The 12,147-nt window shown below is 68.9% G+C and carries 16 protein-coding genes; 8 read left to right on the top strand and 8 right to left on the bottom strand.

Features of this window, described 5'->3' with window-relative positions; all coding sequences use genetic code 11:
* Window positions 1-9: 9 nt before the first annotated feature.
* Window positions 10-351, top strand: coding sequence for a DUF2203 domain-containing protein (locus ACIQF0_RS04900; RefSeq protein ID WP_401024533.1), 342 nt, complete (start codon window positions 10-12; stop codon window positions 349-351).
* Here the strand turns inward: ACIQF0_RS04900 and ACIQF0_RS04895 are convergent.
* A complete protein-coding gene (locus ACIQF0_RS04895; RefSeq protein WP_401024530.1) occupies window positions 348-1,265 on the bottom strand; it encodes a hypothetical protein in 918 nt (305 codons plus the stop codon). The genes ACIQF0_RS04900 and ACIQF0_RS04895 overlap by 4 nt on opposite strands.
* A 92-nt stretch (window positions 1,266-1,357) precedes the next feature.
* On the opposite strand from ACIQF0_RS04895, the gene ACIQF0_RS04890 reads away from it, so the two are divergent.
* The 3 genes from ACIQF0_RS04890 (at window position 1,358) to ACIQF0_RS04880 (ending at window position 3,429) form a co-directional block, all read left to right on the top strand.
* Complete coding sequence (locus tag ACIQF0_RS04890) at window positions 1,358-1,906, top strand: cysteine hydrolase family protein (protein ID WP_401024527.1); 549 nt, start codon at window positions 1,358-1,360, stop codon at window positions 1,904-1,906.
* Window positions 1,903-2,805: a GlxA family transcriptional regulator gene (locus ACIQF0_RS04885; RefSeq protein WP_401024524.1), complete on the top strand. Its 903-nt coding sequence runs from the start codon at window positions 1,903-1,905 to the stop codon at window positions 2,803-2,805. The genes ACIQF0_RS04890 and ACIQF0_RS04885 overlap by 4 nt, the downstream gene beginning before the upstream one ends.
* Window positions 2,806-2,877: 72 nt before the next feature.
* Window positions 2,878-3,429 carry a cysteine hydrolase family protein gene (locus ACIQF0_RS04880; RefSeq protein WP_401024522.1) on the top strand — a complete coding sequence of 184 codons (552 nt, stop codon included), beginning with the start codon at window positions 2,878-2,880 and terminating at the stop codon, window positions 3,427-3,429.
* Here ACIQF0_RS04880 and ACIQF0_RS04875 read toward each other — a convergent pair.
* From ACIQF0_RS04875 to ACIQF0_RS04860, 4 genes are read right to left on the bottom strand one after another with little or no spacing between them, the layout of a single operon-like run.
* Window positions 3,426-3,596, bottom strand: coding sequence for a hypothetical protein (locus tag ACIQF0_RS04875; protein WP_401024520.1), 171 nt, complete (start codon window positions 3,594-3,596; stop codon window positions 3,426-3,428). The two genes, ACIQF0_RS04880 and ACIQF0_RS04875, sit on opposite strands and share 4 nt — an antisense overlap.
* A gap of 55 nt (window positions 3,597-3,651) precedes the next feature.
* A complete protein-coding gene (locus tag ACIQF0_RS04870; protein ID WP_401024518.1) occupies window positions 3,652-4,041 on the bottom strand; it encodes a hypothetical protein in 390 nt (129 codons plus the stop codon).
* Window positions 4,038-4,679, bottom strand: a complete 642-nt coding sequence (locus tag ACIQF0_RS04865) for an epimerase (protein WP_401024515.1) — start codon at window positions 4,677-4,679, stop codon at window positions 4,038-4,040. The genes ACIQF0_RS04870 and ACIQF0_RS04865 overlap by 4 nt, the downstream gene beginning before the upstream one ends.
* On the bottom strand, window positions 4,676-5,209 hold the full coding sequence (locus tag ACIQF0_RS04860) for a TetR/AcrR family transcriptional regulator (protein ID WP_401024512.1): 534 nt from the start codon (window positions 5,207-5,209) through the stop codon (window positions 4,676-4,678). Before ACIQF0_RS04860 ends, ACIQF0_RS04865 begins: the two co-directional genes overlap by 4 nt.
* A gap of 14 nt (window positions 5,210-5,223) precedes the next feature.
* Between ACIQF0_RS04860 and ACIQF0_RS04855 the strand changes: the two genes are divergently transcribed.
* Together ACIQF0_RS04855 and ACIQF0_RS04850 are read left to right on the top strand one after the other, a co-directional pair.
* Window positions 5,224-5,733, top strand: a complete 510-nt coding sequence (locus ACIQF0_RS04855) for a GNAT family N-acetyltransferase (protein ID WP_401024509.1) — start codon at window positions 5,224-5,226, stop codon at window positions 5,731-5,733.
* Window positions 5,734-5,819: 86 nt separating this feature from the next.
* The gene (locus ACIQF0_RS04850) at window positions 5,820-6,251 is read left to right on the top strand and encodes a PLAT/LH2 domain-containing protein (RefSeq protein ID WP_401024506.1); all 432 of its coding nucleotides are present in this window, start codon (window positions 5,820-5,822) and stop codon (window positions 6,249-6,251) included.
* A gap of 44 nt (window positions 6,252-6,295) precedes the next feature.
* On the opposite strand, the gene ACIQF0_RS04845 is transcribed toward ACIQF0_RS04850, so the two are convergent.
* The 3 genes from ACIQF0_RS04845 to ACIQF0_RS04835 all read right to left on the bottom strand — a co-directional run bounded on the left by ACIQF0_RS04845 (window position 6,296) and on the right by ACIQF0_RS04835 (window position 10,098).
* Window positions 6,296-7,606 carry an NlpC/P60 family protein gene (locus ACIQF0_RS04845; protein WP_401024504.1) on the bottom strand — a complete coding sequence of 437 codons (1,311 nt, stop codon included), beginning with the start codon at window positions 7,604-7,606 and terminating at the stop codon, window positions 6,296-6,298.
* A gap of 158 nt (window positions 7,607-7,764) precedes the next feature.
* Entirely contained in the window at window positions 7,765-9,279 is a 1,515-nt protein-coding gene (locus ACIQF0_RS04840; RefSeq protein WP_401024502.1) for an AMP-binding protein, read from the bottom strand.
* A gap of 9 nt (window positions 9,280-9,288) precedes the next feature.
* Window positions 9,289-10,098, bottom strand: coding sequence for an SIR2 family NAD-dependent protein deacylase (locus ACIQF0_RS04835; RefSeq protein WP_401024500.1), 810 nt, complete (start codon window positions 10,096-10,098; stop codon window positions 9,289-9,291).
* A gap of 18 nt (window positions 10,099-10,116) precedes the next feature.
* Between ACIQF0_RS04835 and ACIQF0_RS04830 the strand changes: the two genes are divergently transcribed.
* Together ACIQF0_RS04830 and ACIQF0_RS04825 are read left to right on the top strand one after the other, a co-directional pair.
* The gene (locus ACIQF0_RS04830) at window positions 10,117-10,569 is read left to right on the top strand and encodes a hypothetical protein (protein ID WP_360032848.1); all 453 of its coding nucleotides are present in this window, start codon (window positions 10,117-10,119) and stop codon (window positions 10,567-10,569) included.
* Window positions 10,566-12,074 carry a flagellar basal body protein FliL gene (locus tag ACIQF0_RS04825; RefSeq protein ID WP_401024496.1) on the top strand — a complete coding sequence of 503 codons (1,509 nt, stop codon included), beginning with the start codon at window positions 10,566-10,568 and terminating at the stop codon, window positions 12,072-12,074. Before ACIQF0_RS04830 ends, ACIQF0_RS04825 begins: the two co-directional genes overlap by 4 nt.
* Window positions 12,075-12,147: the final 73 nt, after the last annotated feature.

The raw sequence follows: 12,147 nt of genomic DNA, 5'->3' as shown, positions 1-12,147 counted from the left end.
CTTGTGCCCGTGGGACTGTTCAGCCTCTCCGAAGCCAGGACCGAACTCGCGCGCCTGTTGCCGGCGCTGGACGAGATCGTGCGCCTGCGGGCCGACGCCGCCGAACTCGCCGTCGGCGGGTCCGCGTTGGGCGGGCTGCCGGAGTTCAAGGCCGCGCAGGCCCGGCTGGACGAGCTGATGGAGACCGTGCAGGGAACCGGTGCCGAGCTGAAGGGCTTCGCGCCGTTGCTCGTGGACTTCCCGTCGGAGATGGACGGTGTGCCGGTGCTGCTGTGCTGGCTCGAGGGCGACCGCGAGCTGGCCTGGTACCACCGGACGGACCTGGGGTTCGCGGGCCGCCGCCCGCTCTAGCCCGGCGCGAGGAATCCGGCGATCAGCAGCACCGCGATCAGGCCGGTGATGAGTCCGGCGGCCACCAGGTAGTGCTTCCCGGTGGTGCGTCCGGGCATGCGGCTCAGGATGATCCCCGCGGCCACCGTCAGGACGCCCGCGATCGGGGTCAGCGCTCGCCACGCCTTGTCCCACGTGAACGGCAGGTACTCGTCCGCGCCGTACAGCGACAGGATCAGGGCGGGCAGACCCAGTCCGGCGGCAGCGGCGGCGGCGAGCATGTTGAACCGTTGCTGCGCCTCGCCGTCCTGGGCCACGGCGAGCGTCGACACGCTGCCCAGCAACGACTGCAGGCGCGTCATCTCGTCACCGAGCTCGGTGTCCATCGCCTGGCAGTGCGGCAACGCGCCGCCGTCGCGCATCCAGAGCTGCTCGCGGATGGCCTCGCGCGCGAAGTCACGGGCACGGCTGAACGCGATCGACAGTTCGACGAGCTGGGCCATGATCAGCCGGAGAGTCGCGTTCTTGCGCTCGGTCAGCAGGTCGGCGACCTGGCGTTCCATCTCGTAGCGCAGCTGCCGCAGCTCGCCGACGGTGTTGCGCGATCCCTCGGCGACGCCCTTGGCGATGGAGACGTCCCGCTGGTGGGGCCGGATCGGGTGAGCGGGGTGCGCGAGGGTCTCGCCCAGCGCCTCACCGTTCCAGGGTTCCCGGTGCCAGCCGCCGGTCTCGTTCCAGGTGGCGCTGACCACGATCTCGACGTGCGTGGCGGTGACCCGTGCCTCGCCGACCAGGATCTCCCGGCTGCCGTGGTGCCCGACCAGGCGCAGGTACGGCACGGCGAGGCCGCTCCTCGGGCCGGCGCCCGCGGTCACCTCGACCTCGGCCCCCAGAGCCGGATCCGCGGGATCGCCCGCCAGCACGCGCAGCTTCACGTCCGCGATCTTCGCACGGGTGACCGGATCCGTCCGCCCCTCGCCCGGCCCGTGCCTGTTTCGCGATCTTCGAACCCGCCAGGCTGGAGGACATGAAGCGAGCATTGATCGTCATCGACGTGCAGGAGTCGTTCCGCCAGCGCCCCAACTGGGCCGAGGTGTCCAACCCGGACGTCGTGGGCAAGGTGAACCAGCTGGTCGACCTGAGCCGCGACGCCGGCGACCTGGTGGTGTGGGTGCTGCACTCCGAGCCCGGCTCCGGCGACGTGTTCGACCCGGCGCTCGGGCACGTGCGGCTGATCGACGGGCTCAAGCCCCTCGATGACGAGCCGATCCTGACCAAGACCGCGCACAACGCGTTCACCACGACGAACCTGCAGCAGACGCTGACGCAGCGGGGTGTGCGGGAGCTGCTGATCAGCGGCATCCGGACCGAGCAGTGCTGCGAGACGACCACGCGGGTCGGGTCCGACCTCGGGTTCGACATGACGTTCGTGACGGACGCGACCGCCACCACGCCGTTGCCGCACTGGCGGACCGGGAAGGTGCTCGGCGTCGAGGAGATCATCGAACGCACCGAGTACGTCCTGGCCGGTCGGTTCGCGCGGATCTCGGATGTCGCTACGCTGACCGGATCGTGACCAGAGTCGTCTTCCTGCTCGTTCCCGGAGTGCACCTGCTCGACCTCGCGGGGCCGGCGCAGGTGTTCTCCAGCGCTGCCGACCTGGTGAACGGGTACGCGCTGTCCTACGTCGGCGACATGGACACCGTGCTCAGTCATCAGGGCGTGCCGCTGGGTGCGTCGCGTGAGCTGCCCTCTCTCGACGTGGACGACCTCGTGTTCGTGCCGGGCTGGCGGTCGCCGAAGATCGTGGGGACCGGACATCTGAGCGAACGCGCGTTGACGTGGGTGCGCGCGCACCACGACAACGGCGGCACGGTGGCGAGTGTGTGTGCCGGCGCGGATGCGTTGGGGCGCGCCGGTTTGCTCGACGGACGGCGTTGCACCACGCATCACGAGTTGCAGGAGGAGCTCGCACGGCGCTACCCGGCCGCACACGTCGTGCGTGACGTCTTGTTCGTGGAGGACGGCAGGGTCGTGACGTCCGCGGGCATCGCGAGCGGTATCGACCTCGCGTTGCATCTCGTCGCCGTGCGCCACGGGCCCACGGTTGCCGCCGCGATCGCACGCACGATGGTCATCTACGCGCGCAGGAACGGTGACGACCAGCAAGCCAGTGTCCTGCTGCGGCACCGGTCGCACATCAACGAGACCGTGCACCGCGTTCAGGACATCATCGAGTCACGCCTCGCCGACCGTCTCTCGCTCGCGGAACTCGCCGTCCACGCCGGTTGCAGCGAACGGACCGTGACGCGGTTGTTCGGCCGTGCGACGGGCATGACGCCGTTGAAGTACCAGCAGGCGTTGCGCGTCGAACGGGCCGAACACCTGATCGGTCAAGGTGCCACGGTCGAGACCGCCGCGCGCAACGTCGGTTTCGAGGACGCCCGGATGTTGCGGCGGCTGCGTTCCCGCTGAGCCGCACGCGTGCGGCCGTCCACAGTCGACGAACGCCCTTGCACGCCACCGGAAGCGGCCTAAGCTGGCCGCGTGACGACTCTGGCGAACCGCCCCAACACAGCGTTGCTCGTGATCGACGTGCAGAACGGCGTGGTGAACCACGCCCACAACCGCGACGAGGTCGTCGCCAACGTCGCCGCGCTGGTCGACAAGGCGCGCGCGGCCGGCGTCCCCGTCGTGTGGGTGCAGCACAGCAGCGAGCACATGCCCAAGGAGTCCGACGGCTGGCAGTTCGTGTCCGAGCTCAAGGTCGCCGAGGGCGAACCGGTGGTGCACAAGACCTACGCCGACTCGTTCGAGAAGACCGACCTCGAGGAAGTACTGGCGGGCAAGGGAATCGGCAGCCTCGTGGTGTCCGGCGCGCAGACCGACGAGTGCATCCGCTCGACCCTGCACGGCGCCGTCGTGCGCGGCTACGACGCCCTGCTGGTCAGCGACGCGCACACGACCGAGGACCTGTCGGAGTGGGGAGCGCCCACCCCGGACAAGGTCGTCGCGCACACGAACCTGTACTGGGAGAACCACACGGCGCCGGGGCGCACCGCGGGCGTCGTGAAGACCGAGGACGCGTTCAAGTCCTAGCCGGAGAACGCCTTCAGCTCATCGGCGGAGAAGTAGTTCTGGGTCACGTCGGTGATCCGGACGAGGATCTTCTCCCTCTCGTCGTCGAAGTGGACGACGGTGCCGACGTTGCCCGTCATCGTCGTGCCGGTGATCTGAACGGTGTCGCCGATCTTGAAATCGCCCATGGCACCCGAGCGTAACGACGAGGTCCGGCACCGGCATCTCGAACTCGGGACGCGGTCAGGCTCGGGTGATGAGGTGCTTGCTCGGCATGTAGTCGATCTTCCAGTCCTCGTACACGCCGCACAGCCCGCACTTCAGGCACCGCAGCCCGACGGTCAGCCAGCGCACCTCGCCGTCCGGGCGGCACGACGACCCGAGAGCGGCGGCGAACTTCTCGCCGCCGCAGGTGCACTCGCACTCCTCCGCGTCATCGTCGTCCCAGTGCTCGTCGGAGTCGGCGATGAACTCCGCGAGACCGCAGCCGAGGCAGGTCCGCCGCATCGCCTGGTCCTCGGTCATCTGCACGTGGAACGACTTCTCGCCACACCCGCCGCACACGGACTCCACGACGTGCGTGACCTCGTAGCCGTCCTCCTGGTACTCGCGGATGGCCTCTTCGAGCGTCATCCCGCGATCCGGTTGATCTCGTCGCTGCGCAGCACCCGCGTCGCCTGAGCACCCTTGGCCAGCGCCACCATCGCGCGCCCGAGCTCGTCGGTGCTCGTGACGAACTTCGGGGCGACCTTCTTCAACAGCGGCATGAGCCACGAGGACCACGAGTAGATGTAGCGGTAGATGCGGGTGCGCGACGTGATCCCGTGCCGCGGCTGGATGAACCCGGGCCGCACCACGAACACCGGCCGGTCCAGCGCCAGCAGTTCGTTCTCCGTACGTCCCTTCACCCGCGCCCACATCGTCTTGCTCTCGGCATCGGCGCCCTCACCGGACACGTACACATACGTGCCACCGACGACGCGTGCGGCCTCAAGCGCGTAGTCGTGCGTCACGGGCGTGTACTCGGCCTCGCTCAGACCCGCGGACGTCACGCCCATGCAGTAGAAGCACGCGTCGGCGTCGGCCAGATCGGAAGCGACCGGCGACAGGTCACCGAAGTCAGCGTGCACCACGTGCCGCAGCTTGGGATCCGTCAAGGCCGAAGGCGAACGCCCGACCGTGACCACCGAATCCACCGCCGGGTCGAGCAGGCACTCCCGCAACGCGCCCTGACCGACCATTCCAGACGCACCGAACACCACGATCTTCACACCACAAAACTAGTCCCCACCGCCGAGGTGACGCGCTCGCCGTCCCCCGTCGCGAGCAGGTCCAGCAACGCACCCCGCAGCAACGCGAGCTCACGCGTACGCGCCGCCAGTCCGGCAGCGGTGTCGCGCACCTCCTCGGGCTGAGCGGCGCGCAACACCTCCAGCCAGTCCTCCACGGTCGCACGCGCGAAGCCGGCCCACGGCCCGTCCTGCTCCACGAGAGAGCGCGCGTAGGCCTCCAGCCACAACGTCAGCAACGGCCGGTGCGCGGGCGCGGACAGCCATTCCCACAGCCGCGTGACGAGGCCGGGTCCGGTGCCGATGTCGGCGAGCAGCGCCAGTTCGTCGGCACGTGCTCGCGCCAGCAACGCCCTGACCAGGCCTTCCTTGCTGCCGAACAGGTAGAGCAGCACGCGCGTGCTCGATCCGATGGCCGCAGCCAACGGCCGCAGCGACACGTCGGCGAGGCCGTGGGTGAGCACGTACCGGTAGGCGGCTTCGAGCAGTTCGGTCTCCCGTGCGGACGGCATGGCAGTATCTTGGCATGACTGAAACAGTCGTGTCAGTGGAGGAGACCATGCTGATCCGCCCGCTCGGCCACCCCGGCGACCTCGGCTGGGTGGTCCAGGCGCACGGCGAGCTCTACGCGTCCGAGTTCGCCTGGGACACCTCGTTCGAGGCGTTGGTCGCCAAGATCGTCGGCGACTACGCGGCCGACCACGACCCTGCGAGAGAGGGCGCGTGGATCGCCGAACTCGACGGCCAACGCGTCGGATGCGTGCTCTGCGTTCGTGAGGACGACACGACGGCGAAGCTGCGCGTACTTCTCGTGCATCCGAACGCGCGTGGCCACGGCGCGGGAAACAAGCTCGTCAGCACATGCATCGAGTTCGCCCGGAACGCGGGCTACGAGCGGATGGCGTTGTGGACGGTCGCCGGTCTCACGTCCGCCCGGAAGATCTACGAGGCGCAGGGGTTCGAACTGGTCGACGAAACGCCCCAGCACAGCTTCGGCCACGACGTGACCGGCCAGCTCTGGGCACGTGATCTCTGAGCTGCGGATTTCATGATCACCGCACAGTCCCGCAATCGCCTGCCGCCACCTTCTCCCTCAGCAACACCCAAGAGAGGGGAACGAGCATGAAGGTGGCAACCACCGCGGTCGTCGGCGTTCTGGCCGCGGCGTTCGCCGGCACGCTGGCCATGGGCACCGCCCAGGCCGCTCCGGGGCAGTACCGCATCGAGGTCCGCACCTGCGACGTGGACAAGGCAGGCACGGACTCCCGCGTCGAGGTGCGTCTGAACGGCACCACCTCGTCGGGCTGGATCAACCTCGACAACCCCGGCGACGACCGCGAGCGCGGCAAGACCGACGTCTACGACTTCACGCTGTCCGAGGTCGGCCCGCTCACGTCGTTCGACATCGCGTTCGACAACAAGGGCGACAGCTCGCACTGGTGCCTGGAGGAGGTCGTCGTCCGCGGTCCGCAGGGCGTGACGATCCACCCGCACCACAACTGGCTGCGCAGCGCCACCACGAAGACGAACCCGCTGCGGCTCGGCTCGGCCTGAGCAACGGAACCGGTGGCCCGCTCGCGAGCGGGCCACCGGTTCCGTCAGAGCACGCGAGTCACGTACGGCATGATGCCGCCGTACCGCACCGGGGAGATCCGCACCACGGCACCGGAATGCGGCGCTTCCACCATCATCCCGCCGCCCAGGTACAACGCCACGTGCGTGCCGCCGCCGGGTCCCCAGAAGATCATGTCGCCGGGGGCCATCTGCGACAGCGGCACCTTGCGGCCGGAGTTGTACTGGTAGCCGCTGTAGTGCGGCAGGTACACGCCGGCGCCCGCGAAGGCGTACATCATCAGGCCCGAGCAGTCGAAGCCGATCTTGCGGTAGTCGCCGTACGAGTCGGCGACGCCGCCGTCGCGCACGCCGTACGTCGGGCCGTAGTGGTTGCCGCCGCCCCACGCGTAGATGACACCGCGCTGAGCCAATGCCCGGTTGATCACGGTCTGCACGCGGTTGCCGGACGGCGCGGGTGCCGAGGCGGCCGGACGGGGTGCCTGAGCCTGTGGGGCGGCCTGAGCAGCGGCAGCCGCGGCGGCCCTGCGGGCGTTCTCCTCGTCCTCGCGCTGCTTGGCCTCGGTCCACTGGTCGTACTGCTGGCGTTGCGCCTCCAGCCCGTTGACCGCACCTCGCGCCGAGGCGAGCTCACGTTCGACGGCGTCCTTGTTGGACTGCAGTTCCTCGGTCGCCGCGGCCTGCGCCGAGTGCGCGTCCACGGCCACCTGCTGGGCCTGCTCGGCGACCTTCTTGGCCTCGTCGGCGGCGGCCTGCTTCGACTCGGCCTTCTGCAGCGCGGCGCGGGCGGCGGAGTCGAGGTTCGCGGCGGTGCCCTGGTCGCGGGTCACCTGGTCGAGCCGGTTCAGGCTGGACGCGGACACCGCCTCCAGCATCTGGGCACGGGCGAGCAGGTCCTCCGGCGACTTGGCGCCGATGTACGCGGAGAACGACCCGACGGTCGTGCCCTGCGCGTACGAGGCGGCGGCGAACTCGTCCAGTTCGAGGCGACTCTTCTCCACGGCCTTGGAGGCTGCGTCGGCTTCGATCCTGGCAGCGGACGCCTCACGACGGGCGGCCTCGGCCTCGGAGATCGCCGTCTCGAGGTCCACACGGGCCTTGTTGGCGAGCTCGCGCTTGTACGAGACGTCGTCGAGCAGTTCCTGCAGGCGTGACTCGGCCTGCGTGAGCCGCCCGGTCAGCTCGCCGACGCGGGCCGCCTTGGCGTCCGCCTCCGCCCGTGACGCCGAGATCTCCGCGTCGCTGGGGTTCGGCGGCGGTGGAGGCACGGCGGCGGCTGTCCCCGTGAGGACGGCCGTCATCAACACCGCGACCACGGCGGAGAGTCGTGTCAACACGGGACATCACCTCCGACCGCATTAGACCAATTGGACGCATTCGGCGCATCAGGAACTGACGCACCGTCAGCCACACGTGTCACAGTGGAACACGCGGTGTGGTCCTTTTGGGACGATCGAAGTTCCGGCGTGTCGCCGAAACGGCCTAGTCGACCGGCCTAGTTGACGCCCCGGTCCCGGCCGGACCAGTACGGCTCGCGGAGCTTGAACTTCTGGATCTTGCCGGTCGCCGTGCGCGGGATCGAGTCGCGGAACTCGATCGACGTCGGCGCCTTGTACCCGGCGAGCCGCTCCTTGCAGTGCTTGATCAGCTCGGCCTCGGTGGCCTCACCGGAGAGCACGACGAGCGCCTTGATCGTTTCACCCCACTTCTCGTGGGGCACGCCGATGACCGCGACCTCGGCGACGGCCGGGTGCGAGAACAGGCAGTCCTCGACCTCGATGGACGAGACGTTCTCGCCGCCGGTGATGATCACGTCCTTCTTGCGGTCGGAGATCGTCAGGTAGCCGTCGTCGTCGAAGTAGCCGCCGTCGCCGGTGTGGAACCAGCCGTCCTCGATCGCGTCCGCGGTGGACTCCGGGTTCTCCCAGTAGCCCTCCATGACCACGTTCGAGCGCGCGAGCACCTCGCCGTTCTCGGAGATCCGCAGCTGCGCGCCCAGGGCCGGCGCGCCCGCCCGTGACTGCTTCTTCGCCTTCTCCTCGCCCTCCGGACCCGGCTGGGCGCGGTTGAACGTGAGCAGCGGTGCCGTCTCGGTCAGGCCGTAGATCTGCAGGAACTCCCAGCCGAGCTCCTCGGTCACACGCTGGATCGTGCGCGAGGGCGGCGGCGCGCCGGCGCACACGATCCGCACGGTGTCACGACCGGGGATCTCGCCGTCCCACGTCTGCGCGGCGTCCAGCACGGCGTTCCACACGGCCGGTGCGCCACACATGAGCGTGACGCCGTGGTCGCGCACACGACGCAGGATCTCGGCGCCGTCGACCTTGCGCAGCACCACCTGCGGCACACCGAGGCCCGCGAGACCGAACGGCATTCCCCAGCCGTTGCAGTGGAACATCGGCAGCACGTGCATGTACACGTCGCGCTCCCACGCACGGGTGTGCATGGCGAACGTGACCGCGTTCAACCAGATGTTGCGGTGCGTCAGCTGCACGCCCTTAGGACGTGCGGTCGTGCCGGACGTGTAGTTGATGGTCGCTGTCGCGTCCTCGGAGGGCGCGCTCCACGGCCGTGGCTCCACATCGAACCGAAGCAGCGCCTCCGACTCCTCGCCGAGCGTGAACCGGTGGCGCGCCACGACGTCGTCCAGTTCCAGCTCGGGGTCGACGAACAACGCCGACGCGCCGCTGTGCTCGACGATGTACTTCACCTCGTCGGGGCGCAGGCGGAAGTTCACCGGCACGCAGATGCGCCCGCTGCCGGGCAGCGCGTGCAGCAGTTCCAGCATCCGCGCGGAGTTGTGACTGACGACGGCGACGCGTTCGCCCTCGCCGACGCCCAGTGCGTCGAACCCGGCCTGCCACGCGCGCACACGGGTCGCCATCTCGGCGTACGTCGTCGTCGCTACCGGCTTCGCGGGCTGGTCCGGTTCGTCGATGGCCGCCGTCGTCGCTCCGAACGCGAACGACGCGCGGTCCAGGAAGTCCGTGGTGATCAGCGGTACGCGCATGAAGCGACCCTACGACCAGGTGCTCGGATCTCCCCAGGACGAGAATCGGCCTCCCCCGGATGGAGGAACGGAACTGAGATCGGGAAGCACGTCGGCGACGGGTTCGTGCAGCACAACGGCCGCCACGGAGTCGTACGGCGTCGGCTCGGCGTTGCAGATGATGACCTCGGCGCCCGCTTTGGCCGCCAGCGGCACGAGGCCCGCGGCGGGCTGCACCGACAGCGATGTTCCCGCCACGAGCAGCACATCGCAATCCAGGGCGGCCAGGCGGGCGCGGCGCAGCACCTCGCCGTCGAGTTCCTGCCCGAACGAGACCGTGGCGGACTTGAGGATTCCCCGGCAGCGCGGGCAGTCCGGCTCCTGCTCGCCTTCGGCCACGCGCTTCAACGCGTCCCGCATCGGGCCCGTGGCACCACATCCGAGGCACACGGTGGCGTGCAGCGTGCCGTGCAGTTCCAGCACGCGATGCGGATCGGAGCCCGCCTTCTGGTGCAGGCCGTCGATGTTCTGCGTGACCACGGTGCGCAACCGGCCGGACCGTTCCAGTTCCACCAACGCCAGATGTGCGGCGTTCGGCTTCGCGGTCCACACGGGACTTTCGAGCTTCGCCCGCCAGGAGCGCCTGCGTACCTCGGGGTCGGAGAGGTAGGCCTCGAGCGTCGCCCCGAGCCCGGCGTCGGCGTCGCGCGTCCACAGCCCGTCCGGCCCGCGGAAGTCCGGGATGCCCGAATCGGTGGAGACTCCGGCCCCGGTCAGCACCGTGATCCGGTGAGCGGACGCGACCAGCGCCCGTGCCGCTGCGCACGCCTCCGAGGCCATCGGTTCACACTAGTCCCCGTGCGCAGCGCAGTGGGAGCCGCGATCGCGGCAGTGGGCTTGGTCACCACCATCACCGGAACGTTCTTGCCGTGGCTGAAATCCGGATCGACCACGAGGGACAGTTACGAGGTGCTTTCGCTCCGTGATCTCGCCGGGTTGGACGGGGTGGCGGGCACCGTCGTGACGTCGATCTGGGTGGGGCTAACGCCACTGGCCATGGTCGCGATTGGTCTCTACGTGGTCCGTTTTCCACGGTTTGCCGCATGCATCGGCCTTCTCTTTGGCACGATCGGGGGAACCGTGGCGCTACTAGCCACAGTCCAAGGGGATAGCAAGGGTGCATTGGTCGGAATCAGCATCTCCGGACCGGTCACCACTCTTGCCGGTGCCGTACTGACGATCGTGGGGGCGATCACGGTGCTCACCTCCAACAGGCGCAGCGCAGTGATTACTCCGGGAGGACAACCGTGAGCTACCCAGGTGGCGGCGGCGGCCAGTGGCAGCCGCAGAACAACCCGTACGGCCAGCAGCCGCAGCAGCCCCAGCAGGGCGGCTACCCGCAACAGGGCGGTTACCCACAGCAGCCCCAGCAGCCGCAGCAGGGCGGTTACCCGCAGCAGGGTGGCTACCCCCAGACCGGGCCGCAGGGCTTTCCCCAGCAGGGCTACCCGCAGACGGGCCCGCAGGGCTTCCCGCAGCAGGGCTTCGACCAGCAGCCCTACGGCTACGCGCCGATGGGCGGCGAGCCGCCGAAGAAGAAGCGCACCGGCCTGGTCGTCACGGCCGTCGTCGCGGTGCTGCTGCTGATCGGTGGCGGTGTCACGTTCTTCGCGCTGAAGAAGGCCGACCCCGGCACGAACGCGGGCCAGGACACCCCGGCCGTCGCGGCGAAGAACCTCATCGAGCAGCTGGGCAGCGGTGACGTCGTCGGCATCATGGCGTCGCTGGCGCCCGCCGAGGCCGCGCTGTCCAAGGACTACATGGACTCGATGACGAAGGAGATGAAGCGTCTCGAGATCCTCAAGCCCGACGCCGACCCGAACAAGCTGACCGGCGTCGAGTTCAAGAGCGAGAACATCAAGTTCGACGAGGCCGCCGCCGAGAAGATCAACGACCACCTCACCATCAACAAGCTGGTCGAGGGCAAGATCACGATCACCTCGGACGCGTCGAAGATCCCGCTCACCGACAAGCTCGTGGACGCGCTCGGCACCGAGTTCAGCACGACCACGTCGAAGTCCGAGACCGTCGACATCACCGCCGAGGTGAAGAAGCGCGGCACGCCGATCGGCATCGCGTCGATCAAGGTCGGCGACAAGTGGTACCCGAGCGCCTTCTACACGATCGCCAACGCGGTCCTGGAGGAGGAGAAGCAGAAGTGGCCGGCGAAGGGCATCGCGGCGCAGGGCGCGGGTTCCGCCGAGGACGCCGCCAAGCAGATGGTGAACGCGGCGCTCGACGGCGACCTGACGAAGGTCATCGCGCTGCTGCCGCCCGACGAGGCCGGTGTGCTGCAGGACCTCGGCCCGTTGCTGCTCGACGAGGCCGGCCCGATGAAGCCGACCGGTGCCAAGCTCAACGCGCTGGAGACCGACGTCAAGGACGTGACCGGCGGCAAGCAGGTCACGATCAAGAAGCTCTCGATCACCGCCGAGGGCGAGACCATGACGATCACCCGCGAGGGTGACTGCTACGCGGCCGAGGTGCCCGGCCAGGGCAACCAGAAGCTGTGCGCGAGCGAGATCACGCAGCTGCTGAAGCAGCAGGGCGGCAAGCAGATCCCCGCCGAGGCGATCGACATCATCGGCCGGGTGGCCGGATCGGTCATGAAGTCCGGTGTCGGCGTCGTCTCCACCGAGGTCGACGGCAAGTGGTACGTCAGCCCGGTCCGCTCGTACTACGAGCTGGCGCTCACGCTGTTCCGCGGCTTCGAGCCCAAGGACGTCGACGCGCTGATCGAGCTGCTCAAGAAGTAAGTACTCGCTGGTCCTCCACGGCCCTGTCACCCGCAACAGCGCGGTGACAGGGCCGTGGCAGTTCGTGGGCCGA

The sequence above is a fragment of the Lentzea sp. NPDC092896 genome, from assembly GCF_044754905.1.
Lineage (GTDB): Bacteria > Actinomycetota > Actinomycetes > Mycobacteriales > Pseudonocardiaceae > Lentzea.
Note: the sequence above shows the minus strand (reverse complement) of the source record. Positions and strands in the feature narration are given on the sequence as shown.

Excerpts from the sequence above, each read along its gene's own strand:
- ACIQF0_RS04890 (WP_401024527.1), top strand. The coding sequence starts at position 1,358 with ATGAAGCGAGCATTGATCGTCATCGACGTGCAGGAGTCGTTCCGCCAG.
- ACIQF0_RS04875 (WP_401024520.1), bottom strand. The coding sequence starts at position 3,596 with ATGGGCGATTTCAAGATCGGCGACACCGTTCAGATCACCGGCACGACG.
- ACIQF0_RS04870 (WP_401024518.1), bottom strand. The coding sequence starts at position 4,041 with ATGACGCTCGAAGAGGCCATCCGCGAGTACCAGGAGGACGGCTACGAG.
- ACIQF0_RS04860 (WP_401024512.1), bottom strand. The coding sequence starts at position 5,209 with ATGCCGTCCGCACGGGAGACCGAACTGCTCGAAGCCGCCTACCGGTAC.
- ACIQF0_RS04855 (WP_401024509.1), top strand. The coding sequence starts at position 5,224 with ATGACTGAAACAGTCGTGTCAGTGGAGGAGACCATGCTGATCCGCCCG.
- ACIQF0_RS04850 (WP_401024506.1), top strand. The coding sequence starts at position 5,820 with ATGAAGGTGGCAACCACCGCGGTCGTCGGCGTTCTGGCCGCGGCGTTC.
- ACIQF0_RS04840 (WP_401024502.1), bottom strand. The coding sequence starts at position 9,279 with ATGCGCGTACCGCTGATCACCACGGACTTCCTGGACCGCGCGTCGTTC.
- ACIQF0_RS04835 (WP_401024500.1), bottom strand. The coding sequence starts at position 10,098 with ATGGCCTCGGAGGCGTGCGCAGCGGCACGGGCGCTGGTCGCGTCCGCT.